The organism is Secundilactobacillus mixtipabuli (assembly GCF_002217925.1).
Lineage (GTDB): Bacteria > Bacillota > Bacilli > Lactobacillales > Lactobacillaceae > Secundilactobacillus > Secundilactobacillus mixtipabuli.
In genome coordinates, this window is record NZ_BCMF01000005.1 from 143,225 (window position 1) to 169,077 (window position 25,853).

General features: G+C 44.8%; 41 protein-coding genes. 6 read left to right on the forward strand and 35 right to left on the reverse strand.

Features of this window, described 5'->3' with window-relative positions; translation table 11 throughout:
• Positions 1 to 29: 29 nt before the first annotated feature.
• Complete coding sequence (locus IWT5_RS05875; protein ID WP_089109032.1) at positions 30 to 836, reverse strand: hypothetical protein; 807 nt, start codon at positions 834 to 836, stop codon at positions 30 to 32.
• A gap of 253 nt (positions 837 to 1,089) precedes the next feature.
• On the opposite strand from IWT5_RS05875, the gene IWT5_RS05880 reads away from it, so the two are divergent.
• Positions 1,090 to 2,592, forward strand: coding sequence for an MFS transporter (locus IWT5_RS05880; protein WP_191981290.1), 1,503 nt, complete (start codon positions 1,090 to 1,092; stop codon positions 2,590 to 2,592).
• Positions 2,593 to 2,644: 52 nt separating this feature from the next.
• Here the strand turns inward: IWT5_RS05880 and IWT5_RS05885 are convergent, their stop codons facing one another.
• Positions 2,645 to 3,085, reverse strand: a complete 441-nt coding sequence (locus IWT5_RS05885; RefSeq protein ID WP_089109034.1) for a MarR family winged helix-turn-helix transcriptional regulator — start codon at positions 3,083 to 3,085, stop codon at positions 2,645 to 2,647.
• 290 nt (positions 3,086 to 3,375) lie between these two features.
• Between IWT5_RS05885 and IWT5_RS05890 the strand changes: the two genes are divergently transcribed.
• From IWT5_RS05890 to IWT5_RS05905, 4 genes are read left to right on the forward strand one after another with little or no spacing between them, the layout of a single operon-like run.
• Positions 3,376 to 3,990 (forward strand): ECF transporter S component, encoded by a 615-nt coding sequence (locus IWT5_RS05890; protein ID WP_089109035.1) that lies wholly within the window; start codon positions 3,376 to 3,378, stop codon positions 3,988 to 3,990.
• Positions 3,990 to 4,781 (forward strand): energy-coupling factor transporter transmembrane component T family protein, encoded by a 792-nt coding sequence (locus IWT5_RS05895; RefSeq protein ID WP_089109036.1) that lies wholly within the window; start codon positions 3,990 to 3,992, stop codon positions 4,779 to 4,781. Before IWT5_RS05890 ends, IWT5_RS05895 begins: the two co-directional genes overlap by 1 nt.
• Positions 4,754 to 5,596 carry an energy-coupling factor ABC transporter ATP-binding protein gene (locus tag IWT5_RS05900; protein ID WP_089109037.1) on the forward strand — a complete coding sequence of 281 codons (843 nt, stop codon included), beginning with the start codon at positions 4,754 to 4,756 and terminating at the stop codon, positions 5,594 to 5,596. Before IWT5_RS05895 ends, IWT5_RS05900 begins: the two co-directional genes overlap by 28 nt.
• Positions 5,577 to 6,380, forward strand: a complete 804-nt coding sequence (locus IWT5_RS05905; protein WP_089109038.1) for an energy-coupling factor ABC transporter ATP-binding protein — start codon at positions 5,577 to 5,579, stop codon at positions 6,378 to 6,380. Before IWT5_RS05900 ends, IWT5_RS05905 begins: the two co-directional genes overlap by 20 nt.
• Positions 6,381 to 6,504: 124 nt before the next feature.
• On the opposite strand, the gene rpsI is transcribed toward IWT5_RS05905, so the two are convergent.
• The 6 genes from rpsI to IWT5_RS05935 form a co-directional block, all read right to left on the reverse strand.
• Entirely contained in the window at positions 6,505 to 6,897 is a 393-nt protein-coding gene (gene rpsI / locus IWT5_RS05910; RefSeq protein WP_089109039.1) for a 30S ribosomal protein S9, read from the reverse strand.
• 13 nt (positions 6,898 to 6,910) lie between these two features.
• A complete protein-coding gene (rplM, locus tag IWT5_RS05915) occupies positions 6,911 to 7,354 on the reverse strand; it encodes a 50S ribosomal protein L13 (protein WP_089109040.1) in 444 nt (147 codons plus the stop codon).
• Positions 7,355 to 7,528: 174 nt separating this feature from the next.
• On the reverse strand, positions 7,529 to 8,323 hold the full coding sequence (gene truA / locus IWT5_RS05920) for a tRNA pseudouridine(38-40) synthase TruA (RefSeq protein ID WP_089109041.1): 795 nt from the start codon (positions 8,321 to 8,323) through the stop codon (positions 7,529 to 7,531).
• A 14-nt stretch (positions 8,324 to 8,337) separates the two neighbouring features.
• A complete protein-coding gene (locus IWT5_RS05925) occupies positions 8,338 to 9,138 on the reverse strand; it encodes an energy-coupling factor transporter transmembrane component T family protein (RefSeq protein ID WP_089109042.1) in 801 nt (266 codons plus the stop codon).
• Positions 9,131 to 10,009: an energy-coupling factor ABC transporter ATP-binding protein gene (locus IWT5_RS05930; RefSeq protein WP_089109043.1), complete on the reverse strand. Its 879-nt coding sequence runs from the start codon at positions 10,007 to 10,009 to the stop codon at positions 9,131 to 9,133. Before IWT5_RS05930 ends, IWT5_RS05925 begins: the two co-directional genes overlap by 8 nt.
• Positions 9,979 to 10,812 (reverse strand): energy-coupling factor ABC transporter ATP-binding protein, encoded by an 834-nt coding sequence (locus tag IWT5_RS05935; protein ID WP_439959083.1) that lies wholly within the window; start codon positions 10,810 to 10,812, stop codon positions 9,979 to 9,981. The genes IWT5_RS05930 and IWT5_RS05935 overlap by 31 nt, the downstream gene beginning before the upstream one ends.
• Positions 10,813 to 10,990: 178 nt before the next feature.
• Between IWT5_RS05935 and IWT5_RS05940 the strand changes: the two genes are divergently transcribed.
• The gene (locus tag IWT5_RS05940) at positions 10,991 to 12,634 is read left to right on the forward strand and encodes an FAD-dependent oxidoreductase (RefSeq protein ID WP_089109045.1); all 1,644 of its coding nucleotides are present in this window, start codon (positions 10,991 to 10,993) and stop codon (positions 12,632 to 12,634) included.
• A gap of 227 nt (positions 12,635 to 12,861) precedes the next feature.
• Here the strand turns inward: IWT5_RS05940 and rplQ are convergent, their stop codons facing one another.
• The 27 genes from rplQ to rplD all read right to left on the reverse strand — a co-directional run bounded on the left by rplQ (position 12,862) and on the right by rplD (position 25,844).
• A complete protein-coding gene (rplQ, locus tag IWT5_RS05945) occupies positions 12,862 to 13,245 on the reverse strand; it encodes a 50S ribosomal protein L17 (RefSeq protein ID WP_089109046.1) in 384 nt (127 codons plus the stop codon).
• Positions 13,246 to 13,274: 29 nt separating this feature from the next.
• Positions 13,275 to 14,222 carry a DNA-directed RNA polymerase subunit alpha gene (locus IWT5_RS05950; RefSeq protein WP_089109047.1) on the reverse strand — a complete coding sequence of 316 codons (948 nt, stop codon included), beginning with the start codon at positions 14,220 to 14,222 and terminating at the stop codon, positions 13,275 to 13,277.
• A gap of 85 nt (positions 14,223 to 14,307) precedes the next feature.
• On the reverse strand, positions 14,308 to 14,697 hold the full coding sequence (rpsK, locus tag IWT5_RS05955) for a 30S ribosomal protein S11 (protein ID WP_054653968.1): 390 nt from the start codon (positions 14,695 to 14,697) through the stop codon (positions 14,308 to 14,310).
• A gap of 27 nt (positions 14,698 to 14,724) precedes the next feature.
• Positions 14,725 to 15,090, reverse strand: a complete 366-nt coding sequence (rpsM, locus tag IWT5_RS05960) for a 30S ribosomal protein S13 (RefSeq protein WP_089109048.1) — start codon at positions 15,088 to 15,090, stop codon at positions 14,725 to 14,727.
• Between the two features lie 28 nt (positions 15,091 to 15,118).
• On the reverse strand, positions 15,119 to 15,238 hold the full coding sequence (gene rpmJ, locus IWT5_RS05965) for a 50S ribosomal protein L36 (protein WP_089088817.1): 120 nt from the start codon (positions 15,236 to 15,238) through the stop codon (positions 15,119 to 15,121).
• 46 nt (positions 15,239 to 15,284) lie between these two features.
• Positions 15,285 to 15,500, reverse strand: a complete 216-nt coding sequence (gene infA, locus IWT5_RS05970) for a translation initiation factor IF-1 (protein WP_010619611.1) — start codon at positions 15,498 to 15,500, stop codon at positions 15,285 to 15,287.
• A 133-nt stretch (positions 15,501 to 15,633) separates the two neighbouring features.
• A complete protein-coding gene (locus tag IWT5_RS05975; protein WP_089109049.1) occupies positions 15,634 to 16,293 on the reverse strand; it encodes an adenylate kinase in 660 nt (219 codons plus the stop codon).
• Between the two features lie 74 nt (positions 16,294 to 16,367).
• Positions 16,368 to 17,681, reverse strand: coding sequence for a preprotein translocase subunit SecY (gene secY, locus IWT5_RS05980; RefSeq protein ID WP_089109050.1), 1,314 nt, complete (start codon positions 17,679 to 17,681; stop codon positions 16,368 to 16,370).
• Positions 17,681 to 18,118, reverse strand: coding sequence for a 50S ribosomal protein L15 (gene rplO, locus IWT5_RS05985; RefSeq protein WP_089109051.1), 438 nt, complete (start codon positions 18,116 to 18,118; stop codon positions 17,681 to 17,683). The genes secY and rplO overlap by 1 nt, the downstream gene beginning before the upstream one ends.
• A gap of 27 nt (positions 18,119 to 18,145) precedes the next feature.
• Complete coding sequence (rpmD, locus tag IWT5_RS05990) at positions 18,146 to 18,328, reverse strand: 50S ribosomal protein L30 (RefSeq protein WP_089109052.1); 183 nt, start codon at positions 18,326 to 18,328, stop codon at positions 18,146 to 18,148.
• Positions 18,329 to 18,340: 12 nt separating this feature from the next.
• Entirely contained in the window at positions 18,341 to 18,844 is a 504-nt protein-coding gene (gene rpsE / locus IWT5_RS05995; RefSeq protein WP_089109053.1) for a 30S ribosomal protein S5, read from the reverse strand.
• Positions 18,845 to 18,863: 19 nt separating this feature from the next.
• Positions 18,864 to 19,229: a 50S ribosomal protein L18 gene (rplR, locus tag IWT5_RS06000; RefSeq protein ID WP_305792632.1), complete on the reverse strand. Its 366-nt coding sequence runs from the start codon at positions 19,227 to 19,229 to the stop codon at positions 18,864 to 18,866.
• A gap of 34 nt (positions 19,230 to 19,263) precedes the next feature.
• Complete coding sequence (rplF, locus tag IWT5_RS06005; RefSeq protein WP_089109054.1) at positions 19,264 to 19,797, reverse strand: 50S ribosomal protein L6; 534 nt, start codon at positions 19,795 to 19,797, stop codon at positions 19,264 to 19,266.
• 30 nt (positions 19,798 to 19,827) lie between these two features.
• Positions 19,828 to 20,226: a 30S ribosomal protein S8 gene (rpsH, locus tag IWT5_RS06010; RefSeq protein ID WP_089109055.1), complete on the reverse strand. Its 399-nt coding sequence runs from the start codon at positions 20,224 to 20,226 to the stop codon at positions 19,828 to 19,830.
• Positions 20,227 to 20,255: 29 nt separating this feature from the next.
• The gene (locus IWT5_RS06015; protein WP_089109056.1) at positions 20,256 to 20,441 is read right to left on the reverse strand and encodes a type Z 30S ribosomal protein S14; all 186 of its coding nucleotides are present in this window, start codon (positions 20,439 to 20,441) and stop codon (positions 20,256 to 20,258) included.
• 13 nt (positions 20,442 to 20,454) lie between these two features.
• Positions 20,455 to 20,997, reverse strand: coding sequence for a 50S ribosomal protein L5 (gene rplE, locus IWT5_RS06020; protein WP_089109057.1), 543 nt, complete (start codon positions 20,995 to 20,997; stop codon positions 20,455 to 20,457).
• A 25-nt stretch (positions 20,998 to 21,022) separates the two neighbouring features.
• Positions 21,023 to 21,334, reverse strand: a complete 312-nt coding sequence (gene rplX, locus IWT5_RS06025) for a 50S ribosomal protein L24 (protein WP_089109058.1) — start codon at positions 21,332 to 21,334, stop codon at positions 21,023 to 21,025.
• A gap of 30 nt (positions 21,335 to 21,364) precedes the next feature.
• A complete protein-coding gene (rplN, locus tag IWT5_RS06030) occupies positions 21,365 to 21,733 on the reverse strand; it encodes a 50S ribosomal protein L14 (protein WP_089109059.1) in 369 nt (122 codons plus the stop codon).
• A 53-nt stretch (positions 21,734 to 21,786) separates the two neighbouring features.
• On the reverse strand, positions 21,787 to 22,053 hold the full coding sequence (gene rpsQ / locus IWT5_RS06035; protein ID WP_089109060.1) for a 30S ribosomal protein S17: 267 nt from the start codon (positions 22,051 to 22,053) through the stop codon (positions 21,787 to 21,789).
• A 26-nt stretch (positions 22,054 to 22,079) separates the two neighbouring features.
• A complete protein-coding gene (gene rpmC / locus IWT5_RS06040; RefSeq protein WP_054653941.1) occupies positions 22,080 to 22,274 on the reverse strand; it encodes a 50S ribosomal protein L29 in 195 nt (64 codons plus the stop codon).
• Positions 22,264 to 22,698 carry a 50S ribosomal protein L16 gene (gene rplP / locus IWT5_RS06045; protein ID WP_089088830.1) on the reverse strand — a complete coding sequence of 145 codons (435 nt, stop codon included), beginning with the start codon at positions 22,696 to 22,698 and terminating at the stop codon, positions 22,264 to 22,266. The genes rpmC and rplP overlap by 11 nt, the downstream gene beginning before the upstream one ends.
• Positions 22,699 to 22,700: 2 nt before the next feature.
• A complete protein-coding gene (gene rpsC, locus IWT5_RS06050) occupies positions 22,701 to 23,369 on the reverse strand; it encodes a 30S ribosomal protein S3 (protein WP_089109061.1) in 669 nt (222 codons plus the stop codon).
• 12 nt (positions 23,370 to 23,381) lie between these two features.
• Entirely contained in the window at positions 23,382 to 23,729 is a 348-nt protein-coding gene (gene rplV, locus IWT5_RS06055; RefSeq protein WP_089109062.1) for a 50S ribosomal protein L22, read from the reverse strand.
• Between the two features lie 16 nt (positions 23,730 to 23,745).
• Positions 23,746 to 24,024, reverse strand: a complete 279-nt coding sequence (rpsS, locus tag IWT5_RS06060; RefSeq protein ID WP_089109063.1) for a 30S ribosomal protein S19 — start codon at positions 24,022 to 24,024, stop codon at positions 23,746 to 23,748.
• Between the two features lie 45 nt (positions 24,025 to 24,069).
• Entirely contained in the window at positions 24,070 to 24,906 is an 837-nt protein-coding gene (gene rplB, locus IWT5_RS06065; RefSeq protein ID WP_089109064.1) for a 50S ribosomal protein L2, read from the reverse strand.
• 27 nt (positions 24,907 to 24,933) lie between these two features.
• Positions 24,934 to 25,221 carry a 50S ribosomal protein L23 gene (gene rplW / locus IWT5_RS06070; protein WP_054734046.1) on the reverse strand — a complete coding sequence of 96 codons (288 nt, stop codon included), beginning with the start codon at positions 25,219 to 25,221 and terminating at the stop codon, positions 24,934 to 24,936.
• Complete coding sequence (gene rplD, locus IWT5_RS06075) at positions 25,221 to 25,844, reverse strand: 50S ribosomal protein L4 (RefSeq protein WP_089109065.1); 624 nt, start codon at positions 25,842 to 25,844, stop codon at positions 25,221 to 25,223. The genes rplW and rplD overlap by 1 nt, the downstream gene beginning before the upstream one ends.
• Positions 25,845 to 25,853 lie beyond the last annotated feature (9 nt).

A 25,853-nucleotide genomic window follows, 5' to 3' on the forward strand; every position in this document is an offset into this window, starting at 1 on the left:
TCCTGACTTTTCGGGATGGCGGTTATTTGTTAGTTCACACCGTGGATATCGGGCGTATCAAAATTGGCCATTGCCTTTGCATTGCTGGTCTTAGTGACAAGCGCGTCTGGCGAACCATAGTAACCGATGTACTGAGTTCCCTGGACCTTAACCGGTTTAGGCATCAGGCTTTGAACAGTTAACCGGATTTGATAGCGGTTGGGAACCTGCTTGACAGTACCAGTAGTTGCCGTCCCAAACTGCCACTTTTGAACCCTTAGGTGAATAACCTCGCTGGTGACCTGCTTACCGCTCTTGTTCTTGCCAACTTTAGCGGTAACCGGGTAAGCCTTCGTGACTTTGAAGGGATGCTGACCAGTTGTCTGACTGAATTCAGCAGCCATTTTTTGATCCAGTTGAGCCTGTGAATTGGCCTGTTTGATGCCCTTTTTATAAGTATATTGATCTGAGTTCTTCTGGTTGGCTTTATCCGTTTTTAGCTGACCCAGGTAATTACTTTTCTGACGAGCTACTGTGCGGGCGTATACTTGGCGTTCATTTTGCTTAGCCAGCGTGATGGCCTGACTGACCGTTTGATGGCTCAGTTGCGTTAACCGTAGACCGTTCACTTGATAGTCCGCCACGTGACTCTTTTGCTGAACCAAGACGTCACGGACTTGACTATTAACTTGCGGTGTTGGGGTATTAAGCCGGTACCAGACCTGCTGTTTTTGATCTTGAGCGGTGGTGACAAACGCCACTTTACTGGCTTTAGCAGCATCCGTGGCATGGCCGCAACCCGCCAAACTGATCAGGGTAAGACTAGCTAAAACAACGTCAAACAATCGTTTTTTCATGGTAAATGACTCCTCTAACTTAACAATCTATTTCTAGCTTACAATCGCCGTTTTGGAAATGCAATCCCCTGTTATTCCTGTATCTGCTGGCTTATATGAACTAATTTGCCAATATAGCGGTTACATCTCGATTGCGCCTTTCATTCACAATTTAATTCGTATAAGATAAATAAGTGGTTATGATATGACTGAACGCAACTTATATATCTGAATGACGACAGACTAAAAAAAATTAATGAAAGAAGGCTCTTCAGTGTCAAAACGAAACATCTTCATTGTGACTTGTGCGTTATTACTTTCGAATGCCATGAGTGGTCTTGATAACACCATTATTAATACCGCATTACCCGCTATTATTTCGGACCTCCATGGGATTGAGTTAATGGGTTGGATCGTCGCCGTATTCCTGTTGGGAACGGCCGTCAGCACCCCGTTATGGAGCAAATTGGGCGAGCATATTGGCAACAAACAGGCTTACCAGTTAGCCGCCCTCTTTTTTGTTCTCGGTTCTTTTTTGCAAGGAATCTCGCCGAACATCGTTTTTCTGATCATCACGAGAACCATTGCCGGTATTGGAAATGGTGGCGTGGTCTCGCTGCCCTATATCATTTATGCACACCTTTACGAGAATCCCCGTAAACGGATGAAAGTGCTGGGCTTCGTGTCCGCCAGTTACAGTATGGCGACCATCGTCGGTCCGTTAGTTGGGGGCTACATTGTCGATGCCTTCAGCTGGCACTGGGTGTTCCTCGTCAACGTTCCCGTTGGCTTGGCATCAGCCATTCTGGTTCAGATCTACTACAAGTCTAATCCCAAGTACCGGGTGGACAGTGCGGTGGACTACGTGGGTGCCAGCCTCATGACAGTGGGACTGATCGCGTTATTAGCTGGAATTGAAATGATTGGGACTGTTAATTCAGTCATTGTGACGGTCTTAATCGTCTTTGCCGTCATTTGCCTTGGCGTGCTCTTTCACATTGAAGGCCACGTGGAAGACCCCATCATTCCTCGCCGGTTGTTTAAGAACCGGCCGCTCATGATTGACTTCGCGTTATTCATGATCATCTGGGCAGCCTTCTTAGGCTTCCTGATTTATAGTCCCATGTGGGCTCAAGCACTGTTAGGAACCAGCGCCTTGATTGGTGGTGCCACTCAGATTCCCAGTTCCGTCACCGACATTATCGGTTCAACTCAAGTTTCAACCATGCGCCGTTTCTTACGGCCGCAAAAAGTTGTGGCGCTGGGTATTTTGACCCTGATCATTGCCTTTCTTTTGATGGTGGTCATGGGCGTCAAAGCGCCGTACTGGCTGCTGTTAGTAGCTGGTGCGTTTGAAGGCTTCGGTAACGGTGCCTGCTTTAATGAGCTGCAGGTCAAGGTCCAAGAAGATGCCGAAGCACAGGATGTCCCAGTTGCCACGTCATTTAGCTTCCTGGCACGAATGCTCAGTCAAACCTTCATGGCGTCAATCTTCGGGATCATCATGAACCACGCCCTGCGCCGCGGTGTGGGTACTTCTGGTGGTCAAATTACGATGAAAATGATGAATAAACTCAGTGACGCGCAAAGCGTGAATGATTTACCCGCCAAGTTAATTCCTCAGATGCGCGTCATTTTGCACAGTGGCCTGCATAACATTATGCTGGTTTCACTGATACTGATGCTCATTGCTGGTGGCATCAACCTTTGGGCGCAACAGTTGGAAAAAACCAAGTATGCGAAACTAGCAGCAGCTAAGAGCAGCTCGGCTGCATAGTGAATAGCGATTCAAAAAAGGGAACCCCATTAATTCGGGTTCCCTTTTTGAACTAATTGTTTCTTTCAATCAACTCTCTCATGATCAGCTGCAACGTTTCCGCAAAGGGCGCATCCGCATTCACGTGACTGCGATTGAACCGCTCTTGCCACCACTGATTCCGGATCTCGACGATTTTAGGAACCACCTTACTGCCATCTGGCGTGATCTTGATCACGTTGGTCGTCCGATTATCCATCGATTGGGTCTGTGACACGAAGCCTAATTCTGATAACCGTTTAATTTCACGGGTGATCTGCCCTTTATTAATCACCAGCCGCTTGGCTAACTCGTTTTGGCTGTGCTCCCCTTGCTGCTCCAGCAAAAGTAATATGTATGCGTTGGTGACGTTTAATTTCAGCGTCTTATAAATTGGTTGTGTATCTCGTTGGAAAGCCCGGTGAATAATGGAAAAGCTCTGGGCCAAATCCCCTGGAAAAGTTTGTAAAGTCACAATTGTCCCTCCTGTAATTGATTTCTTTGATTCAATTATACCGTTAGCCAGCCTGAATTAAACATAAAGTTTAAAATACACTAAGTTCTTTCTCTAAAAGTTCATCTTGGCGTTAGCCTCGCTGTAAGTCTTTCAAGTTAATTTGCTTGACAATCTCTTGTAAATAGCTTAAATTGGTCAACAATAAAATAAAAGTACAAAAGGCTTTTATTTTGATTTCATTTAAATTATTTTTACTTTTATTTTATAGGCTTCATCATTTAATACTTTTTTATAAGAGGAGAGAGAACATGAAGGAAAATGGTATCGACACCAAAGCATCCCGCTTTAATATGTGGAAGCTGCATCTATCGGTGGCAACCGTGACCTTAATCCCAGCGGCCGTTGGGATTAACTACGTGGCGAAGGCCTTTGCCGAAGGGTTGAAATTACCGCTGTGGTTAGGCTCGCTGGGAACTTATCTGGCAAGCATGCTGGCTGGCCCCACTGCCGGCGCGATCAGTGGCTTTATCAACAACATCATTTACGGGCTGACTTTATCACCCGTTTCAACCGTTTATTCAATCACCAGTATCGCTATTGGTATTGTGGTCGGGGTCTTATTCAACCGCGGCTGGTTCAGCAACGTTAAGCGGGTATTCGTTTCAGCAATTCTGATTGCACTGACTTCAGCAATTATTTCAACACCCCTCAACGTCATCTTCTGGGGTGGCCAAACTGGTATTCCTTGGGGCGACGCTTTGTTTGCGACAATGATCGGCAACCACATCAACATCTGGATTGCCTCATTCACGGACGAATTTGTGCTGGATATTATGGACAAAGTGGTTGTTGCTTACCTCGCCTTCTTCATTTACCGTCAGTTGCCGCAACGGATGATCAACTACTTTAAGGACAACCAATAATGGATATTCGGGATGATAGCCTTCAAAAAATAGCTCGCAGGCACTGGTATAACTTTGTGGATCCCGTCACCAAACTGCTGTTGGCACTGTTTTTAACCATGCTGTCGTTTGACTTTACGCCCCTCTACTTTGAAATCAGTCTGGTTTTATTCTCACTAACGCTATTACTCCTATCGCGGCTGTCTAAGGCCACCGTTAATGCGGTATCCTTTTGCCTGTTTCTAATCGTGACCATGGTTGTCATTCAGGGCCTATTTTATAGCCACAATGTTCATCCGCTGTTTTCGGTCATGACCATCACCTTCTACCGTGAAGGTTTTCTATATGCTGCTACAATGAGCGCAAGGATTCTGATCATCATCTTTGCCATTGGCTTTTTCATGGGCACCACCACGGTGTCGGAAAACGCCAAATACCTGGAATCCATTGGTATGCCTTACAAGTTAGTTTACCTGCTCATGTCGGTTTGCTACATTCTGCCTCAAATTCAGCAAAACTTGAGCAAAATTCAGTTTGTCGAACGGGCACGGGGCATCAATCCACAGAAAACGGTGATGCAAAAAGTGCGGTCTATCTTACCGATTCTGATTCCACTGATCATCAAGACTTTCGACCAGTCGATCAATCGGTCAATTACGCTGCAGTTACGGGGATTTGATCGGCCGGAGCGGACGTTGGCAACACCTAAGTATCCGTACTTTAAGGCCAAATTCAGTCACTATTTATTGAGTATCGTCATTCTGTTATTAATCGGGTGCAAGCTATGGCAAATAATCAGCAGATTTCTATAAATGATCTGAGTTTCACCTACCGGCATGATTCTAACGCGGTGTTACATCACATTTCCGCCACAGCACCGCTGAATAGCATTATCGGCATCATCGGTAATCATCACGCTGGTAAAACGACCCTGTGCCGGATTTTGGCTGGCATTATCCCCAATATGATGGCTGGCGACTTGTCCGGCGATGTTCAGCTTGGTCCACTATCACCTACGCAAAACTGGCCTGCTCTCAATCAGCAGACCGGTTTTGTGCTGCAAGATCCTGCTAGTCAGTTAAGCGGCCTAGCAGACACTGTGGCCGATGAGATAGCCTTTGATTTGTTAAATCATGGGGTGGCTAATACCGAAATCCAGCACCGAGTAACCGAGGTCGCCAGACAGTTGCAGTTAACAGGTCAGTTGCAACGGTCGCCTAACTCGCTGTCAGGTGGCCAATTACAACGGCTGGCGATTGCCACCGCCATTGTCACCAAACCAGCAATACTCATTTTAGACGACCCCACCAGCGAGATGGACCCTCAAGGCCGTACCGAATTCTTCAACTGGCTGACGATCATTGAGAAAACGACTATTTTGATCGTCTCAAACGAAATTGATGACTTGTGCGAAATAGCAGACCGACTCTGGCTGCTAGTAGACGGCGAACTAGTCAATCAGGGTACGCCATTGGAAGTCATCAACCAGCTAAAGCCCGACTGGCAGATTGGCACACCTCAAGTTTACCAGCTGGCCAGATCAATGAATTGGTCACTTGGCACTGATCTTTTTCCAGTAAACGTTAATCAACTAAGGGGGTGCCTGCATGACCGCCATTCAACTTAACGATGTCAGCTATCACTACCCAACGAGTGACTTTAAACTGACCATTGACCAACTAACGATGACGGCAAATTTAGTCGCCATTGTCGGCCAAAACGGTGCGGGAAAGTCCACTCTGTTTAAACTACTCACCGGGCTGATGCAGCCGCAAACGGGCAACATTTTGATCAATCATCATGATCTCGCAGATTTATCACCAGCGGATCGATTAAAGACCATTGGCATTGTGTTTCAGGATCCCAGTTCACAGCTGTTTAACGCCACGGTAGAAAAAGAGGTTGCTTGGAGCCTGTCGCAAACTGAATCTGACGCTGCCGTCATTGCCGAAAAAGTGGCTCAGGTATTGGCGACAGTCGGCTTAACTGACATCAAAGACAAGAATCCCTTTGACCTCTCAATGCCGGAAAAGAAATTGCTTTCGATTGCGACTGTCCTAGCTGTGGATCCACAGATTTACCTCTTTGATGAACCGATGATCTCACTGGACTGGCCAAGTCAGCAGTTAGTCACGCGCCTAATGCAACAGCTGGCACGAGAGAAACACCAGGTGATTGCCATCACCCATGACATGGACTGGTTGGCAGCAACCTTTTCTAAGATAGCTGTCTTAAGCGACGGTGAAATTAAGTTTGAAGGCGCCCCCGCAGCCCTCTTTGGTCAGCCTGAGTTAGTGCACGCGGTTGGCCTGCTACCGCCAAGAATAATGTCGATTGTCAGTGACGTGTTAGGTGATTCAAGGGTCTATCTGACACCGGCGGATTATGTGGCGAAACACCAGACTCACTAAAAAAACGCAGTTCACAAGTTAACTTGTGAACTGCGTTTTTTAGATGCCGCATATTTCTGGACAACAAAAAAACACCTTTCCCTCCACATGGAAAAGGTGTTTCGAACGTAATATAACGAGTATATTAACGCTTTGAGAATTGAGCAGCCTTACGGGCCTTCTTGAGACCTGGCTTCTTACGTTCTTTCATACGTGCATCACGAGTTAACAGACCTGCACGCTTAAGGGGACCACGAAAATCTGGGTCGACTTCGAGCAATGCACGGGCGATACCGTGACGAACGGCGCCAGCTTGACCTGAGAAGCCGCCACCATTAACGTTTGCTAAAACATCGTAGTTACCTAGAGTTTCAGTAACGTTAAATGGTTGAACAACCACTTCACGTAAGTTAGCAAATGGAATGTAATCTTCAATTGCTTTATCATTCATAACGATTTTACCAGTACCTGGTACTAAACGTACACGGGCAACTGAGTTTTTACGACGGCCAGTGCCGCGATATTGTACTTGAGCCAATATGATTTCCTCCTTAAATTAGGTTAGTAATGTCCAAAACTTCAGGCTTTTGAGCAGCATTGTCATGTTGGTCGCCAGCGTAAACGTGAAGCTTCAAGCCGATGTTGTGACCTAATGAAGTATGAGGAAGCATACCCTTGACAGAAGTTTCAATCAGCTTTTCTGGATCCTTTGCACGAAAATCACCAGCAGTGCGTTGCTTTAAACCGCCTGGGTGGTTCGTATGGTGGTAATAGATCTTCCGTGAAGCCTTCTTACCCGTTAAAGCAACCTTCGAAGCATTGATCACAATAACGTGATCACCAGTATCTACATTTGGGGTGAACGTTGGCTTATTCTTTCCACGTAAGATGTTTGCGACAGCTGAAGCAAGACGTCCCAATGGGATATCAGTTGCATCAACCACGTACCACTTGCGATCCACGTCACCTGGTTTAGCCATATATGTTGTACGCACGATTAATTTCCTCCAATTTCAGTGTTTGTTTGACATCCGTTAACAAGTTTCCGGGGCTTATCGTGGGGCAAACAATACCAACTAACATAGTACAAATTTCTGTCCCCTAAGTCAAGGGTTTTCGGTATTTGTTTTCACTTCAGCCCCGACTGCGTTTGAAATGCCCCAGCCAGCTTAACGCTGACGTTTTGGCAGCTTAGTAGGGTGCTCGGGATCGTCACCCTCATAATAAACATGCTTCAGATACAGGCCACTTGCTGGCACAGTTCGTCTGGCAGCTCGACGGTCGCCGATTCGATACAGATTTTGAATGTCATCGACTGGCCGGGTACCTGAGCCAATCTCAACCAGCACCCCAACCATAATTCGGACTTGATTATAAAGAAAGCCGTTACCATAGAATTCAAATACCAGCTCGTTATTCGGCTGATCCAAATGGCACCCTGCTTCATAAATAGTCCGGTAATTAGTCCGTGCTGATGAGCCCGAAGCCACAAAGCTGGTAAAGTCATGCTCACCAATCAAATCCTTAGCCGCTTGATTGATTCGGTCCACGTCAACGGGAAACTTCCAGTGGCCCGTGTAATTACGCTTAAAGGGGTTTCGAAATTCACCAAGATCCATTCGGTACAGGTATCGCTTGCCAGAAACATCGTAGCGGGCATGAAAGTCCTCACTGACGATGTCAACGTTCAAGACCTCCATATCAACGGGTAACATGCTATTGAGCCCCTTACGCATGTTTTCGGCCGTTAGATTAAAGGGCATATCAAAGTGAACCACTTGCCCTAAGGCATGGACACCAGCATCCGTCCGGCCAGAACCGTAGACCACGATGGCCGGTGTCGGATTCTTTGCCATCTTGTTGACCACCCGCGTCAGCTCACTTTCAATCGTCCGCATATTGGGTTGCCGCTGAAAACCAGCAAAGTTAGTGCCATCATAGGCTAATGTAATTTTATATCTCAAAAGTATTGTTCCTCTCAACTAAAGTAACGTAATCCAATCACGGCGCTCAAACTGACAATGTAGATCACTAATGACGCCGTATCGACCCGCTGCCATTTTAACTGCCGGTATTTCGTCCGGTTTTCACCGTCTTGGTAACCTCTGGCTTCCATTGCCGTTGAAATTTCGATTGCCCGATTAAAGGCGTTGACGAACAGTGGAATTAAAATGGGTACGATGGTTCGAATTCGCTGCCGCAAACCGCCCTCGCCAAAATCAACGCCACGAGAGCGCTGTGCGTTCATGATCTTTTCCGCCTCATCCATCAAAGTCGGCACAAACCGCAATGCTAATGACAGCATCAGCGCTAGCGTAGCCACTGGAAAATGCAGTCTACGCAATGGACTCAGCAATGACTCGATTCCATCCGCGATTTCCAACGGTTGGGTAGTGAAGGTCAAAATAGTGGAAATTAAAATAATCAGCACAAACCGCATTAAAATTAAACCGGCGCTGTTCAGACCATTTTGACTCACCACTAGCCAGCCCCACTGCCAATAAACGTGTCCGCCGGCGCCAAAGAAAACTTGAATCAGCACGGTAAAAATCATCAGCCAAAATAGTGGCAGCAAACCGCGAATATAAACGCCCAGCCGAATTGCTGAAGCCACAACTGATGCCAACAATAGCACTGTCATAATGAGGTAAGTCCAAAAATCATTTGCAAAGAAAACCACTGCGATATACAGAAAGCTTAGAATTAACTTCGCTCGCGGATCCATCCGATGCACCCAAGAATGCCCGGGAATGAAACGACCAAACATCACTTTATTCATGGTCGATTCCCTCCTTTGCTAACTGCGGGGCCAACTGGTCAGCCAGTTCCTCAACCGTTAGTGGCATGCTGTCAAACTGAAAGCCGTCTTGCTGCAGCTTGTATGCAAACTGAGTTGCTGCTGGCAGTCCTAATTGATGAGCTTCCAGCCATTCGGGATCACTAAAGATTTCTCGCGGTGATCCCTGTTTAATCACTTCACCATGACCCATCACGATCACGTGATCCGCATAATTAGCGACGTCATCCATTTGATGGGTAATGAGGATGATTGTCAGTCCCTGCTCCTCGCGTAAACGGGTAACCAGCTGCATGACCTCTAAGCGGCCACGAGGATCTAATCCGGCCGTTGGTTCATCAAGAACCAGTACCTCGGGCTCTAGCGCGAGTACACCGGCAATGGCCACTCGCCGCATTTGGCCACCAGAGAGGTCAAAGGGTGACCGGTTCAATAACGATTCATCCAGTCCAACTTCCTGAGCCATCCGTTTCGCCAGTACCAACGCATCGGCTTCCGACACACCAAAGTTCTGTGGTCCAAAAGCAATGTCCTTGATGACCGTTTCTTCAAACAACTGGTTTTCTGGAAATTGAAAGACCATCCCGACTTTTTTTCGTAACGGCTTCAAGTGTTTATTCTTGGTTTCGTTAGTGATCACTCTGTCACCAATTTTAACCGTGCCAGAGGAAGGCTTTAACAGGGCGTTAAGGTGCTGAATCATAGTGGACTTACCGCTACCGGTTTGCCCAACCACTGCCGTAAAAGAGCCGGGTGTAATGGCAAGGTTAATGTCTTTCAGGGCTTGGACAGCAAAGGGCGTCCCAGCTTGATACCAATAATTTACTTGTTCAAACGTGATGTCCGTAGCCAATCCGCTAAGCCCCTTTCATCTAAATATGATTGCGGTATTGCAACGTGGCGCTGCTGCAATGCATCTTTAAGCTTTTCTGGCAGCGGGACATCAAGTCCCATCTCAACCAGTTGCTGACCATGACTAAAGAGTTCTTTGGGCGTTGCTTCTTCCACAAAGCGACCGTCATCGATCACCACTAACCGGTCCGCATTGGCGGCTTCGTCGATGTCGTGGGTAATGGACAAAACCGTTAAGTTTAATTGCTGCTTAAGGTCTTGAATCACCGACAGAATTTCCTGCCGTCCCCGGGGATCCAACATACTGGTCGCTTCATCCAATATCAGGATTTTCGGTGCGATGGCAATAATCCCCGCCAGCGCTACCCGTTGCTTCTGACCGCCTGACAAGTTGGCTGGTTCCCGATTTTTATAATCCAGCATGCCGACTTGAGCCAACGCCTGATCAACTTTGGTCACCATCGTGTCGCGGTCAACGGAACGGTTCTCCATGCCGAACGCCACATCATCGGCCACCGTTGCTCCCACAAACTGGTTATCAGGATTCTGAAAGACCATGCCCACTTTTTCCCTAATTTGCCAGACTGTCTCCGGCGTCAGTTCTTGACCATCGATCGTTATTTTCCCTGAGTCAGCAGCCATCAGCCCAATTAAAAGCTTCGCCAGCGTACTCTTACCACTGCCGTTATGACCAACGATTGCCACCCAGTCGCCAGCTTGAATCTCAAAGCTGACGTTATCGATTGCTTGGGTGTCACTATTAGGATATTGATAATTTAGATTTTCAACTCGAATAATGGCCATTTTTATTTTCTCCATTTTTAGAAATCACAGGTCATTATAACAAATCTTAGGCCTATATTGATACTTTCAACTCCTTTTTTTGATTTGCGATGGGTTATCATTTGGCTTGCTCAATCATCTAGCCTATAATTAAGGGAGTAGAAGAACGCTTTCATTATTTACTAAAGGAGGTTTATCAATGACAAAAAATATTGTTGTCGTTGGTGCAGGCTTTGCTGGGGTTCTTACAACAAAGAAGCTTGCGAAACGATTTAAATCAAACGCTGATGTCACCATCACATTGATCGATCGACATCCCTATTTCACCTATTTAACCGAACTTCACGAAGTAGCGACAGAACGGGTAGAGCCTGACGCAGTTCAATACGATTTACAGCACTTATTTAATCATGCTAAAAACGTCAAACTCATTACCGACAGTGTCACTCAAGTGGACAAGGAAAACAAAAAAGTGGTTGGCGAGAATGGCGAATACCCATTCGACAGCCTCGTGATCAGTATGGGTGGCGAACCCAATGACTTCGGCACCCCAGGGGTTAAGGAGAATGGTTACACCCTCTGGTCGATGGAAGACGCCATTCGCCTTCGGACCCACCTGGACGATGTTGTTCGCCGCGGCGCTGCTGAGCATGATCCAACAAAACGGCAAGCAATGTTAACCATTGTGGTCTGCGGTTCTGGCTTTACCGGCGCTGAAACCATTGGTGAATTAATTGACTACAAGAAGGTACTGGCAAAACGCTATCGTCTTGATGTCAATGAAATTAAGGTCATCTTGGTTGAAGCTGCTCCTACTATTATTAATATGCTGGATCGGACGAATGCGGCCCACGCCGAAAAATACCTTAAGGACAATGGCATCGACATCCGGGTCTCATCTGCCATTACACAGGTTAACCCAGACTCAGTTGAGATTAAGGAACAAGACCCAATCGCAACTGAAACCTTGATTTGGACTGCCGGTGTCAAAACCAACCATACAGCTGATGAATTTGGCATTGAAGCAGGTCGCGGTGGCCGTTTGATCACCAATAAATACCTTCAAGCACAGGGCTTCGAAGATAAGAGCATTTACGTTGCCGGTGATGATGCCAACGCCACTGAGGAAGGTGCAGAACGGGCTGTACCTCAAACAGCACAGGAAGCTGAATTTGAGGCCTATGTCGTCGCTCACAACGTGGTCGAAGACATTAACGGCAGTCAGAACTACGAGGCCTTTAAGGACAAGAATATGGGCTTCATGGTTTCCTTTGGTTACCGTTATGGTATCGCTCAAGTCTTTGGCGGTAAGCGGGTGCGAGGCTGGTTTGCAACGGCCATGAAACACGGCGGCAACTTGCTGTACTTCTGCCGGATCCGTTCCGGCTACGCAATGTGGAAGTATTTAAAGGATGAGATCTTCAAGACCGCTAATAAGCGGACCGTGCTGGGAAGTAACACCGCAACCAACACTAATGTTCTGTGGACCCTACCGCTTCGTTTATTCTTCGGTCTTGGCCTCTTCCTAGATGGAATGAGCAACATGGGTGGTACTGCTGGTTGGATGACCAGCTTATCGCCAACCATGGGCACCATCGAATTAATTCTTGGTGCGCTGATCTTCTTTGGCTTAGCTACCTGGTGTGCTAACTTCCTGGTGATCCTCGGATTCTTATTCCTGGTTCACACTTGGCCGGCAAGTTGGATCCTATTCGTTGCTTTCGCACTGCTGAATGGCTCCGGTCGTACCTTTGGCTTGGATATCTGGTTCGTGCCATGGTTACAACGTACCTGGGGTCACTCGCGTTATGGTATTCCGCGTTCAATCTACAAACAAAAATAAATGAACATCAAAAGGCGCATCTCCCAATTGCTGGGGATGCGCCTTTGGTCTGTCTCATAAAATGAAGACACAAAAAAATCACTACCGAATAAATGGTGCGCGGCAAAGCCGCATTCAAGCTAGACTCGAATTAATCATCATCATAGCGCTTTATACCATAAATTCGGTGTGATTCTATTGCGATCAGCAATAGAGCTGATCACGATTACTGCTTTAATACTACTTAATTAGTCAACAAGTTGTAGAATAACCATTTGTGCACCGTCTCCACGACGAGGCATGGTTCTCATGATACGAGTATAACCACCATTACGGTCAGCATACTTAGGTGCAACTTCGCTGAATAGCTTTTGCAATGCTGTAGAGATTTGGACGTTATCGCCATCTTCTTTAACATCAGCAACTACATCACGAAGGAATGCAGCGGCTTGACGACGTGAGTGCAAGTCTCCGCGCTTACCTAAGCTGATCATCTTGTCAGTAGTAGAACGTACTTCTTTGGCGCGGGCTTCAGTGGTCTTAATTTGGCCATGAATTAATAATTCAGTGGTAAGATCCCGAAGTAAGGCGCGACGTTGTGAACTTGTTCGTTGCAATTTACGGTAACTCATTACTGGATACCCTCCTTTTTATATTTATACTAGTCTTCTTTACGAAGTGATAACCCGAGGTCGTTGAGCTTTGCCTTGACTTCTTCCAATGACTTCCGGCCTAAGTTACGAACCTTCATCATATCGGCTTCAGTCTTGTTGGTCAGCTCTTGAACAGTGTTGATTCCCGCACGTTTGAGACAGTTGTATGAACGAACTGATAAGTCAAGCTCTTCAATCGTCATTTCAAGCATCTTTTCCTTGTGGGTCTCTTCTTTTTCAACCATGATTTCAGCATTCTTAGCTTCATCTGTTAAATCAACAAACATCGCCAAGTGTTCCGTTAAAATCTTAGCAGCTAAACTGATCGATTCACTAGGAGTAATTGAACTATCGGTCCAAACGTCCATCGTTAATTTATCATAGTCAGTTCTCTGACCAACCCGCGTGTTTTCAACCTGATAGTTAACACGTTCGATTGGGGTATAAATAGAGTCAATAGGCAAAACGCCAATTGGCATATCTTCCTTAGCCTTGTTTCGGTCAGCTGAAACGTAGCCGCGACCTTTATTTGCAGTCATTCGAATGTGGAAGGTTGCCCCTTCTGCGACAGTCGCAATATAAAGATCAGGATTGAGAACTGTGACATCACTGTCAGCAGTAATGTCACCAGCTGTAACTTGAGCAGGTCCCTTAACATCAATTTCCATTGATTCGATTTCATCGTCGGGTCCTTCAAGCTTAAGCGAAATCTTCTTAGTGTTCAGAATAATCTGAGTAACATCTTCAACGACACCCTCAATAGTAGAGAATTCGTGTAAAACGCCATCAATCTGAATACTTGTGACAGCAGCACCAGGCAGCGATGAAAGCAGAATTCGTCTCAAAGAATTCCCTAACGTAGTTCCATAACCACGTTCGAGAGGTTCAACGACAAATTTGCCGTAATCGTCGCTTTCTTCAATTTTGTGAATGTTAGGCTTTTCGAATTCGATCATTCTTATCTTTTACCCCTTTCAAAACGCGTTGAGCCATATAAATAAGTCCCATCTTGTAGCCGTATGCCCACTAAAACGGGATACACTATACTCGACGGCGCTTCGGAGGACGAGAACCATTATGAGGAACTGGAGTTACGTCCCGAATGGCAGTTACTTCAAGTCCGGTTGATTGTAAAGCACGGATTGCGGCTTCACGACCTGAACCTGGACCCTTAACAGCAACTTCAACAGTCTTCATACCATGTTCCATAGAGTTCTTAGCAGCAGCTTCAGCAGCCATTTGTGCAGCAAATGGTGTTGACTTACGACTACCCTTAAAACCTAATGAACCAGCTGAAGACCAAGCAATTGCGTTACCTTGCATGTCAGTAATCATGACCAGAGTGTTGTTGAATGTTGAGTGAATGTGAGCAACACCAGACTCGATATTTTTCTTTACGCGGCGTTTGCGCGAAGTTTTTCTAGTTGCCATAAAATGTCATAACCTCCTTTTAGATAATTATTTCTTTCTACCTGCGACTGAGGCCTTTTTACCTTTACGAGTGCGGGCATTATTCTTCGTGTGTTGGCCACGAACGGGCAAACCACGACGGTGACGCATACCACGGTATGAACCGATTTCTTGAAGACGCTTGATGTTCAAGCTTACCTTACGACGTAAGTCACCTTCAACTTGGTAGTTGTCTACAGCTGCACGAATCTTGTCTTCATCTTCGGGAGCGAGATCACGAACGCGAACGTCTGGTGATACACCAGTTTCTTCAATGATCTTTTGTGCAGTAGTGTTACCGATTCCGAAAATGTAAGTTAAGCCAATGACAATACGCTTGTCACGTGGCAAGTCAACTCCAGCAATACGAGCCATTAAGTTGCACCTCCTATATTATTATGAATTATTTACCTTGACGTTGTTTGTGCTTAGGGTTTGCTGAGCAAATAACCATTACTCGACCCTTACGCTTGATAATCTTACAATGATCGCACATTTTCTTAACAGATGGACGTACTTTCATGAGAATCAAAACCTCCTATTGTCCTAATGCAAACCAAAAAACCAACTTACTTAAACCGGTAAGTGATCCGGCCTTTGGTCAAATCATACGGCGACATTTCAACAGTAACACGGTCTCCAGGTAGAATTCGGATGTAATGCATCCGAATCTTACCAGAAACGTGTGCTAGAATTTCATGACCGTTTTCGAGTTCAACCCGAAACATTGCGTTTGGCAGTGTTTCAGTGACTTTACCTTCAACTTCGATGACGTCTTTTGCCACGAACGTACCCCCTTGAGTGTTTTATGACTATGATTAAATAGTACCCGGACTTGCCCAATATTAAATTGAGGCTAACCTGAGTTAGTTTACCACACCATAACTTTTGAAGCAAGAACTTCTATACTAAGGGCATTTAGGCAAGTTGACTAAGAATCGCTTTGATATCATTATAAACATCTTGGATGTCACGATCACCATCAACGGTATGAAGTAAACCCTTCTTTTGGTAGAAATCTACCAGCGGCGTGTTCATCTTCACGTTAACATCCAAACGGTTCTTAACGGTTGCAGGCTTATCATCTTCTCGTTGATAGAAGTCATGACCGCCACAAACATCACAAGTACCCGGAACCTTTGTTGGGTTATAGATCTTATGATAAGTTGCGCCGCATGTCCGGCAAATGTAACGGCCAGATAGTCGTTCAATCAAAACATTAGGCTCAACGTGAATGTTGATAACAGCATCCACATTACGTCCAAGTTCGGTTCCAAATTGGTCAAGCGCTTCAGCTTGGTCAATTGTCCTTGGATAACCATCTAGCATGTAGCCCTTTGCGACATCGTCTTGTGCTAAACGCTCTTTAACGATTCCGTTAGTGACTTCATCCGGAACCAATTCGCCTTTATCGATGAACTTCTTAGCAGCAAGTCCCATTTCAGTTTCATTTTTCATGGCTTCACGGAAAATGTCACCGGTTGAGATATGCTGGATATCGAAGTCTTCAACAATCTTTTGGGCTTGAGTTCCCTTACCTGCGCCAGGTAAGCCCATTAAAATCAAATTCATTGACATGTTTGTTTCCTCCTAGCAGTTCTCTTTAATGACAAGAAGGTGTGCTGAACCAGGTCATCACACCATTACTCGTCTCATTCAGCTGGACGGGAATTTTGAATGAAACCAACATAAGTCCGTTTCATCATCAGCCCTTCGACCTGTTGGATCGTTTGGATAGCAACACCAACCACGATAAGTAAGCTGGTACCACCAAGTCCAATCGATTCATTCAGATTCCAAACGTTTTGAGCAACTAGTGGAATCAAAGCAACCAACCCTAAGAACAATGCCCCGACAGTACTCAAACGCATCAGTAAGTTAGACACGTAAACTTGAGTTTCATGACCAGGCCAGACACCAGGAATGTAACTTCCTTGTTTCTGTAAGTTCTCAGATAATTTTTCAGGGTTAACCTGAACAAATGCATAGAAGAACGTGAACAAAATAATCAAAATTGTATATAAGATTGTCCCGCTGGTCGTCTGCATATTAAAGACATCGGTTAATACTTGATACCAGGTATCTTCGGAGTGATTATTCGCAAACGCCATCAAAACAGTTTGTGGCGTTGCAATAAACGAACTTGCGAAGATAACGGGAATAACACCAGCAACGTTAACCTTTAATGGAAGATAACTACTATCTGGATCACCGGAGACACGACGCGTATATTGAATTGGAATCTTTCGATCAGCTTGTTGAACCCACGTCACCCAAGTGACAATGACTAGAACAGCAATCAAAACTGCCAAAACAACTAAAGCACCTTGCCACCAATCAGAAGCAGTTAAGTTCTGAAGGTAGGTTTGATATAACTGATAAAGCCCGGTAGGCATTCTGGCAATAATACCAGCAAAGATGATCATTGATACACCGTTACCTAAACCATGGTCAGTAATCATGTCACCCATCCAAGTGGTTAACATGGTTCCACCAGTCAAGATCAAGCCAATCATTGCATACGTTTTAACGCCTGGGTTCTGCACCAAATTCAAACTACTTAAGGTGTTAAAACCGGCAGTAATCCCAATTGATTGCACAAACGCTAGGATAATCGTTAAATAACGTGTGTGTTGGTTCAACTTTCGTCGACCAACTTCCCCTTGCTTACTCCACTCTACATAACGAGGCACAATGTCCATTTGTAGAAGTTGGATCACAATTTGTGCGGTAATGTATGGCGAAACTCCCATCGCAAAGATGGAATAGTTAGTCAAGCCACCACCACTGAACATGTTTAAAATGCTAACCAATCCAGAAGACGCAACGCTTTGTAATGCCTTTGCATTAACTCCTGGCACAGTAATATACGAGCCAAGACGAAAGACAACCAAAACCATCAGTGTAAAGAGAATCTTGTTCCGAATGTCTTTAACCTTAAACGCGTTTTTCATGGTCGACAGCATTAAATCACCTCAGTTTTACCGCCTGCTGCTTCAATTGCGGCACTAGCACTTGCAGAGAACTTGTGTGCTTTAACCGTAAGCTTCTTTGAGATTTCTCCGTTACCTAAAATCTTGATACCGTCTTTTTCGTTTTTAACGATGCCGGCTTCAACCAATGCTACAGGTGTTACTTCTGCACCATCTTCGAAACGATCGTTAAGCGTTGAAAGGTTTACTAATGCATATTCCTTACGGTTAATGTTAGTAAATCCACGCTTTGGAATACGACGATACAGTGGCATTTGGCCACCTTCGAAACCAAGACGTGTCTTGCTACGAGCCTTTTGACCCTTTTGGCCACGACCTGATGTCTTACCGTTACCAGCAGAACGGCCACGTCCTTTACGCGTACGCGTTACACGTGATCCTTCAGATGGTTGTAATTCGTTCAACTTCATGAATGAAGGGACCTCCTTTTAATTAATTTACTTTACTTCTTCAACTTTGATTAAATGAGCGATTTGGAACAATGCGCCACGAGTAGCTTCGTTGTCCGGATGAACAACAGAGCTATTTACCTTCTTCAAGCCAAGGGCTTGAACAATCTTACGTTGCTTAGGAAGACGGTGAGCAGCACTGTGAATCAAAGTGATTTTTAAATCAGCCATGTTGAGATCCTCCTATTCAGCTAAGTGTTGAACTGAAACACCACGTAAGTCAGCAACCTCTTCAGCACGCTTGAGTTGTTTCAAACCTTCAAACGTAGCACGGATGGCGTTGATTGGTGTATCAGAGCCAAGTCGCTTACTTGTAACGTCAGCGACACCAGCTAATTCCATGACGGCACGAACGGCACCACCAGCAGTGACACCAGAGCCTTCAGCGGCTGGCTTCAACATAATCCGGCCACCATCATAAGTTCCAAGAACTTCATGCGGAATGGTAGTACCAACGATTGGAACTTGGATCAAGTTCTTGTGGGCAGCTTCAACAGCCTTACGAATAGCTTCTGGAACTTCTTGAGCTTTACCAGTACCAAAGCCAACGTGACCGTTGTGATCACCGACGACAACAAGAGCAGCGAAACGTAGACGACGTCCACCTTTTACAACCTTAGTGATTCGGTTGATTGATACAACGTTGTCTTCAAGATCCAACTTTTCAGGATCAATAAACTTTGCCATTAGTGGTTATTCCTCCTTTTTAGAAATGTAAGCCGTTTTCACGAGCTGCTTCAGCTAATGCTTCAACACGTCCGTGGTATAAGTAACCGCCACGATCGAAAACAACTTCGGAAATCTTTTTAGCAGCAGCACGTTCTGCAACAAGCTTACCAACTGCTTGGGCTTGTTCAGTCTTGTTACCTGCAGCTATTTCACTATCTAAAGTCGAGGCACTGACCAGCGTCACACCCGCTACGTCATCAATTACTTGAGCGTAGATGTTCTTGTTTGAACGGAAAACATTTAAGCGTGGGCGCTCTGCAGTACCAGAAATCTTGTTCCGGACACGCATATGACGCTTTTGACGTGTCTTGTTCTTATCTGGTTTCGAAATCAAAATAGTCACCTCTTTAAATTATTTGTAGAATGCTTATGCAGCATTATTTACCAGTTTTACCTTCTTTAAGGCTAATGTGTTCATTTTCGTAACGAATACCTTTACCTTTGTAAGGTTCTGGTGAACGAACGGCACGGATTTCAGCTGCGAAGTCACCGACTTCTTGCTTACTGATACCGCTAATGTTAATGGTGTTGTTGTCAGGAACTTCAACTTTTAGAGTTGAAGGAACTTCCATTTCAACAGGGTTGGAATAACCAACACTTAAGATCAACTTACCCTTTAATTGGGCACGGTAACCAACACCGACAAGCTTCAAGGTCTTAGAGAAACCCTTAGTAACCCCTTCAACCATGTTGTTGAAGTTGGCACGAGTGGTTCCGTGTAAGGCACGGGTCTTGTTGTTGTTATCTGGACGGTCGAAGTTAACTTCGCCATCAGAAACTTTCATGGTGATGATTGGTGAGAATGTACGAGTAATGGTACCCTTAGGGCCTTTTACTGTAACATCGTTACCTTCGCGTTTAACGTCAACACCATCTGGAATAGTAACTGTCTTGTAACCAATACGACTCATTGAGTGGACACCTCCCTGCTTATTTAAATATTACCAAACGTAGGCGAGTACTTCGCCACCGATTTTCTTTGCACGTGCTTCTTTATCAGTAACAACACCTTCTGATGTTGAAATGATTGCGATTCCTAAGCCATTAAGAACCTTAGGAACAGCATCAGATTTAACGTAAGTACGTAAACCTGGTTTTGAAATACGCTTCAAACCTGAAATTACGCGTTGCTTGTCGCGGCCGTACTTAAGGAATACACGGATGATACCTTGTTTGTTATCATCGATATATTCGACGTCGCGTACAAAACCTTCGCGCTTCAAAATTTCAGCAATGTCGCGCTTCATCTTTGATGCAGGTACTTCTAATGATTCGTGGTATACCATGTTGGCATTACGGATCCGAGTTAAGAAGTCTGCAATTGGGTCAGTCATAGACATTAACGTTTATCCTCCTTTGTTATGAAATCTTACCAGCTAGCTTTCTTCATGCCAGGAATTTGACCCTTGTGGGCAAGTTCCCGTAAGCAAAGTCGGCATAAGTGGAATTTGCGATAAACTGAATGTGGACGGCCACAACGTTCGCAACGTGTATAAGCTTGTGTCGAGTATTTAGCAGGACGCTGACTCTTAACAATTAATGATTTTTTAGCCACAATAATACCCTCCTTACTTAGTAAATGGCATGCCAAGCTGTGTTAACAACTCGCGTGATTCTTCATCTGAGTTTGCAGTGGTGACAATAACAATGTCAAGACCACGAACACGGTTAACCTTATCATAATCGATTTCTGGGAAAATCAATTGTTCGCGTACACCGAGCGTATAGTTACCACGACCATCAAAGGCGCGAGAACTAATACCATGGAAGTCACGAACACGTGGTAATGAAACGTTAACTAACTTGTCTAGGAAATCATACATACGTTCACCACGTAATGTAACCTTGGCACCGATAGCGTTACCTTCACGTAAACGGAAACCGGCGATTGACTTCTTAGCCTTAGTAATCAAAGGCTTTTGACCTGAGATCAAGCCTAGTTCTTCAACTGCTTCATCTAAGTTCTTAGCGTTTGTAGTTGCATCACCAACACCCATGTTTAAGACGATTTTGTCCAACTTAGGTGCTTGCATGATTGATGAGTAATTGAACTTTTCAATCATTGATGGAACGATTTCTTTGTTGTACTTTTCTTGTAAACGATTAGCCATTAGTTAATTTGTCCTCCTTCCTTGATTACTTGTCGATGGTTTCGCCGCTCTTTTTAGCGAAGCGAACCTTCTTGCCGTCTTCTACGCGGAAACCAACACGGGTTGGTTCGTTGGTAGAAGGGTCAAGGAGCATCACGTTAGATACTTGAATTGGTGCTTCAGTATCAATGATGCCACCTTGAGGATTGCTTTGAGAAGCTTTTTGATGCTTCTTGATCATGTTGATACCTTCGACGATGACACGGTCTTTAGAGTTAAGAGTCTTGGTAACTGTACCTTCCTTACCCTTATCCTTACCGCTGATCACGCGAACTTTATCACCAGTTTTAATGAACATCCTGTTTGGCACCTCCTTATTTTCGAACGATTAGAGCACTTCTGGTGCAAGAGAGACAATCTTCATATAATCATTGTCACGTAATTCACGCGCAACTGGTCCGAAAATACGAGTACCTTGTGGACTCTTGTCATCACGGATTAATACCGCAGCATTTTCATCAAACTTGATGTATGAGCCATCGGTACGGCGTACACGAGAAGTTGTACGTACGACAACTGCTTTAACAACGTCACCTTTTTTGACAACGCCACCTGGTGTTGCTTGTTTAACAGTTGCAACGATAACGTCACCAATGCTGGCATAACGTCGCTTTGAACCACCCAGAACTTTAATAGTTAAAATTTCACGGGCACCAGAGTTATCAGCGACTTTTAAACGAGATTCTTGTTGGATCACGTTAGTGTCCTCCTTTCACTTCTAAGTAAAACAGAATACGATAAATGTCGAAACTAGATGATAACTGCCTTTTCAACAACTTTAAGAAGTCGGAAACGAACAGTCTTAGACAACGGACGTGTTTCCATGATTTCAACAAAATCGCCGATTTTGGCTTCGTTGTTTTCATCACGAACTTTGTACTTTTTAGTGTACTTGATCCGCTTACCATATACTGGATGCATCTTGGTAGTTTCAACGGCTACAGTGATCGTCTTTTCCATCTTATCAGAAACGACACGGCCACGGTATGTCTTACGAGCATTACGTTCTTCAGCCATTAATTATTCCTCCTTTATCGTATTCTTTACTTGTTTAACTCTTGTTGACGAAGCACAGTTTTAATCCGTGCAATATCCTTACGAACCTGCTTCAAACGAGCAGTGTTTTCAAGTTGACCAGTAGCCAATTGGAAACGAAGGTTGAATAATTCGTCTTTGTAGCTCTTCTCTTTTTCGAGCATTTCAGCAGTGGTTAATTCTTTAATATCTTTAGCCTTCATTTGATTCGCCACCTACTTCCTCGCGAGGGATGATCTTCGTACGAACTGGCAGTTTCATAGCTGCTAAGCGTAAAGCTTCATGTGCAACTTCTTCTGAAACGCCACCGACTTCGAACATAACCTTTTCACGTTTAACCGGTGCAACCCATCCTGCAGGAGCACCCTTACCATTACCCATACGAACACCAACACCCTTTTCGGTGTAGGATTTGTGAGGGAAAATCTTGATCCAAACTTTACCGCCACGCTTCATGTAACGCGTCATAGCAACACGGGCTGCTTCAATCTGACGGTTTGAGATCCAGCTTGAGTCAAGTGCTTGTAAACCGTAATCACCGAAAGCAACTGACTTGCCGCCTTTAGCAGCGCCACGTAACTTACCACGGTGTTCACGACGATGTTTTACTCGCTTAGGTACTAGCATTGTTATTTCCCTCCTTGCTCGTTATTTTTATTAGCGTTAGGCTTGTCTGGCAAAATTTCGCCACGGTAGATCCAAGTCTTAACACCCAATGAACCATAGGTTGTGTGTGCTTCAACCCAGGCGTAATCGATGTCCGCACGCAATGTGTGCAAAGGAACAGTTCCGTCTGAGTATGATTCAACACGAGACATATCTGCACCGTTTAAACGACCGGCAACTTGGGTCTTAATACCCTTGGCACCAGAACGCATAGTCCGTTGCATTGATTGACGCATAGCACGACGGAAAGCAACACGGCCTTCAAGTTGACGTGCAATGTTTTCACCAACTAATTTAGCATCTAAATCAGGTTTCTTGATTTCGATGATGTTGATGTGTACTCGTTTGCCAGTTAAGTTGTTCAATTCCTTACGGAGATTTTCAACTTCTGATCCACCTTTACCGATAACCATACCAGGTTTAGCAGTATGGATTGAAACGTTAACGCGGTTAGCGGCACGTTCAATTTCTACTGTTGACACTGAGGCATCAGCAAGGCGCTTTTCGATATATTTACGGATTTTAAGGTCTTCGCCAAGGTAAGCAGCAAAATCTTTTTCAGCATACCATTTTGCTTCCCAGTCGCGAATAATACCGACACGTAATCCGGTTGGATTTATCTTTTGACCCACGCGTTATCCCTCCTATTTTTCAGATACAACGATTGTAATGTGACTTGTACGCTTGTTGATTGGTGAAGCAGAACCTTTGGCACGAGGACGGAACCGCTTAAGGGTTGGCCCTTCGTCGACAAAGGCTTCGCTGACAACCAAATCAGCACGGTCTAAGTCAAAATTATTTTCAGCATTTGCAACTGCTGACATTAATACTTTTTCAACGATTGGTGAGCCACCACGAGGGGTGAACTTCAAAATAGCAATCGCTTCAGCCACGCTTTTGCCTCTGATAAGATCAATGACAAGGCGGACCTTACGTGAGGCAATACGAACTGTTTTCGCAGTTGCCTTTGCTGATGTAACTTGTTCAGCCATTAGCTAATCCTCCTTATTATTTTGCAGTCTTCTTATCGTCGCCAGCATGACCACGGAAAGTACGAGTAGGCACGAATTCACCTAACTTGTGACCAACCATGTCTTCTTGAATAAATACTGGAACGTTCTTACGACCATCGTAAACAGCGATTGTGTAGCCGATAAAGCTAGGGAAAATCGTTGAACGACGTGACCAAGTCTTAATAACACTCTTCTTGTCTTGATCTTTTTGTGCATCGATCTTTTTCAGAAGATGTTCATCGGCAAATGGTCCCTTTTTTAAACTACGACCCATTAGATTACCCTCCTTATGAGTGAGATTACTTATGCAGTGAGCTTATTATTTTCTGCCTTTACGACGGATGATAAGCTTGTTTGAACGTGCTTTGGTAGAACGAGTCTTCTTACCAATAGTCTTCTTACCCCATGGTGATAATGGTGATGGACGACCGATTGGTGCTTTACCTTCACCACCACCATGAGGGTGATCGTTAGGGTTCATAACAGAACCACGAGATTGTGGCCGCTTGCCAACCCAACGGTTACGTCCAGCTTTACCAACGTTGATCAGTTCGTGTTCTTCGTTACCAACAGTACCGATAGTGGCACGGTTAACAACTAAGACCATCCGAACTTCACCAGAAACTAAACGAACCATAGCGTACTTGCCTTCTTTACCAAGCAATTGTGCGCCTGCACCGGCTGAACGAACTAATTGTCCGCCTTTACCAGGCTTTAATTCGATGTTGTGAATGGTGGTACCAACAGGAATGTTCTTTAATGGTAATGCATTACCAACCTTGATATCTGCATCTGGACCTGATTGAACTTTATCGCCAACCTTAAGGCCTTTAGGTGCTAAGATGTAAGATTTAGTTCCGTCAGTATAAACTAACAATGCAATGTTAGCAGTACGGTTTGGATCGTATTCGATCGCTTTAACCGTAGCTGTTACATCGTCTTTTGTACGCTTAAAGTCGATAATCCGGTATTGGGTCTTGTTACCGCCGCCACGGTGACGAACCGTCTTCTTACCGCGGTTATTACGGCCGGCAGTGTGACTCTTTGATTCTAGTAATGACTTTTCAGGCTTTGACTTCGTGATAACTTGACTGTAGTCAAGGCTGGTCATATTACGCCGACCATTACTGGTTGGTTTGTATACTTTAATCGCCACGTTGATTCCCTCCTATATTATTATTTGTTATTCTTCGCCGAATAACTTAATTTCTTTTGAATCTGCTGATAAAGTGACAATAGCCTTACGACGCTTCTTAGTGTAGCCTTCGTAACGACCTTGACGCTTTAACTTGCCTTTAACGTTCATGATGTTAACTTTAACAACGGTCACGTCAAAGATTTCTTCAATCGCTTTTTTAACTTGGGTCTTCGTAGCACGTACGTCTACGTCGAATGTATAACGCTTGTCATCAAGCAAAGCAGTAGATGCTTCTGTAATGACAGGACGTAAAATGATATCACGAGCTTCCATTATGCGAGCACCTCCTCGATCTGAGAAAGAGCAGCTTGGGTCAATACAAGTTTGTCATTACTGATGACATCCAATACATTGATACCCTTGGCGTCGATAACTTGAACGTTAGCCAAGTTGCGAGCAGCCATTTCTGCATTCTTATTGTCTTCCTCAAGAACCACTAAAGTCTTTGTTGAAACGTTTAAACTAGATAATGATTTTGCGAATTCCTTAGTTTTAGGTTGATCAAAGTTGAAAGCATCAACAACAACTAAAGAACCGTCAGCAACCTTTTGTGAAAGAACTGACTTCAATGCCAAACGCGTAACCTTCTTTGGAAGGTGGTAAGCGTATGAACGAGGTGTTGGGCCAAAGACAGTTCCACCGCCAACCCATTGTGGTGAACGGGTAGAACCTTGACGAGCACGGCCAGTACCCTTTTGACGCCATGGCTTCTTACCACCACCACGAACTGCACTACGGTTCTTAACCGCATGAGTTCCTTGGCGTTGTGAAGCACGTTGCATCAAAACAGTATCAAACACGACGTTTTCATTTGGTTCGATGCCGAAGATGGTGTCGTTTAAAGTAACGTCACCGTTTTGGCTACCGTCTTGCTTAAATAATGTAACACTAGTCATTTACGTTTC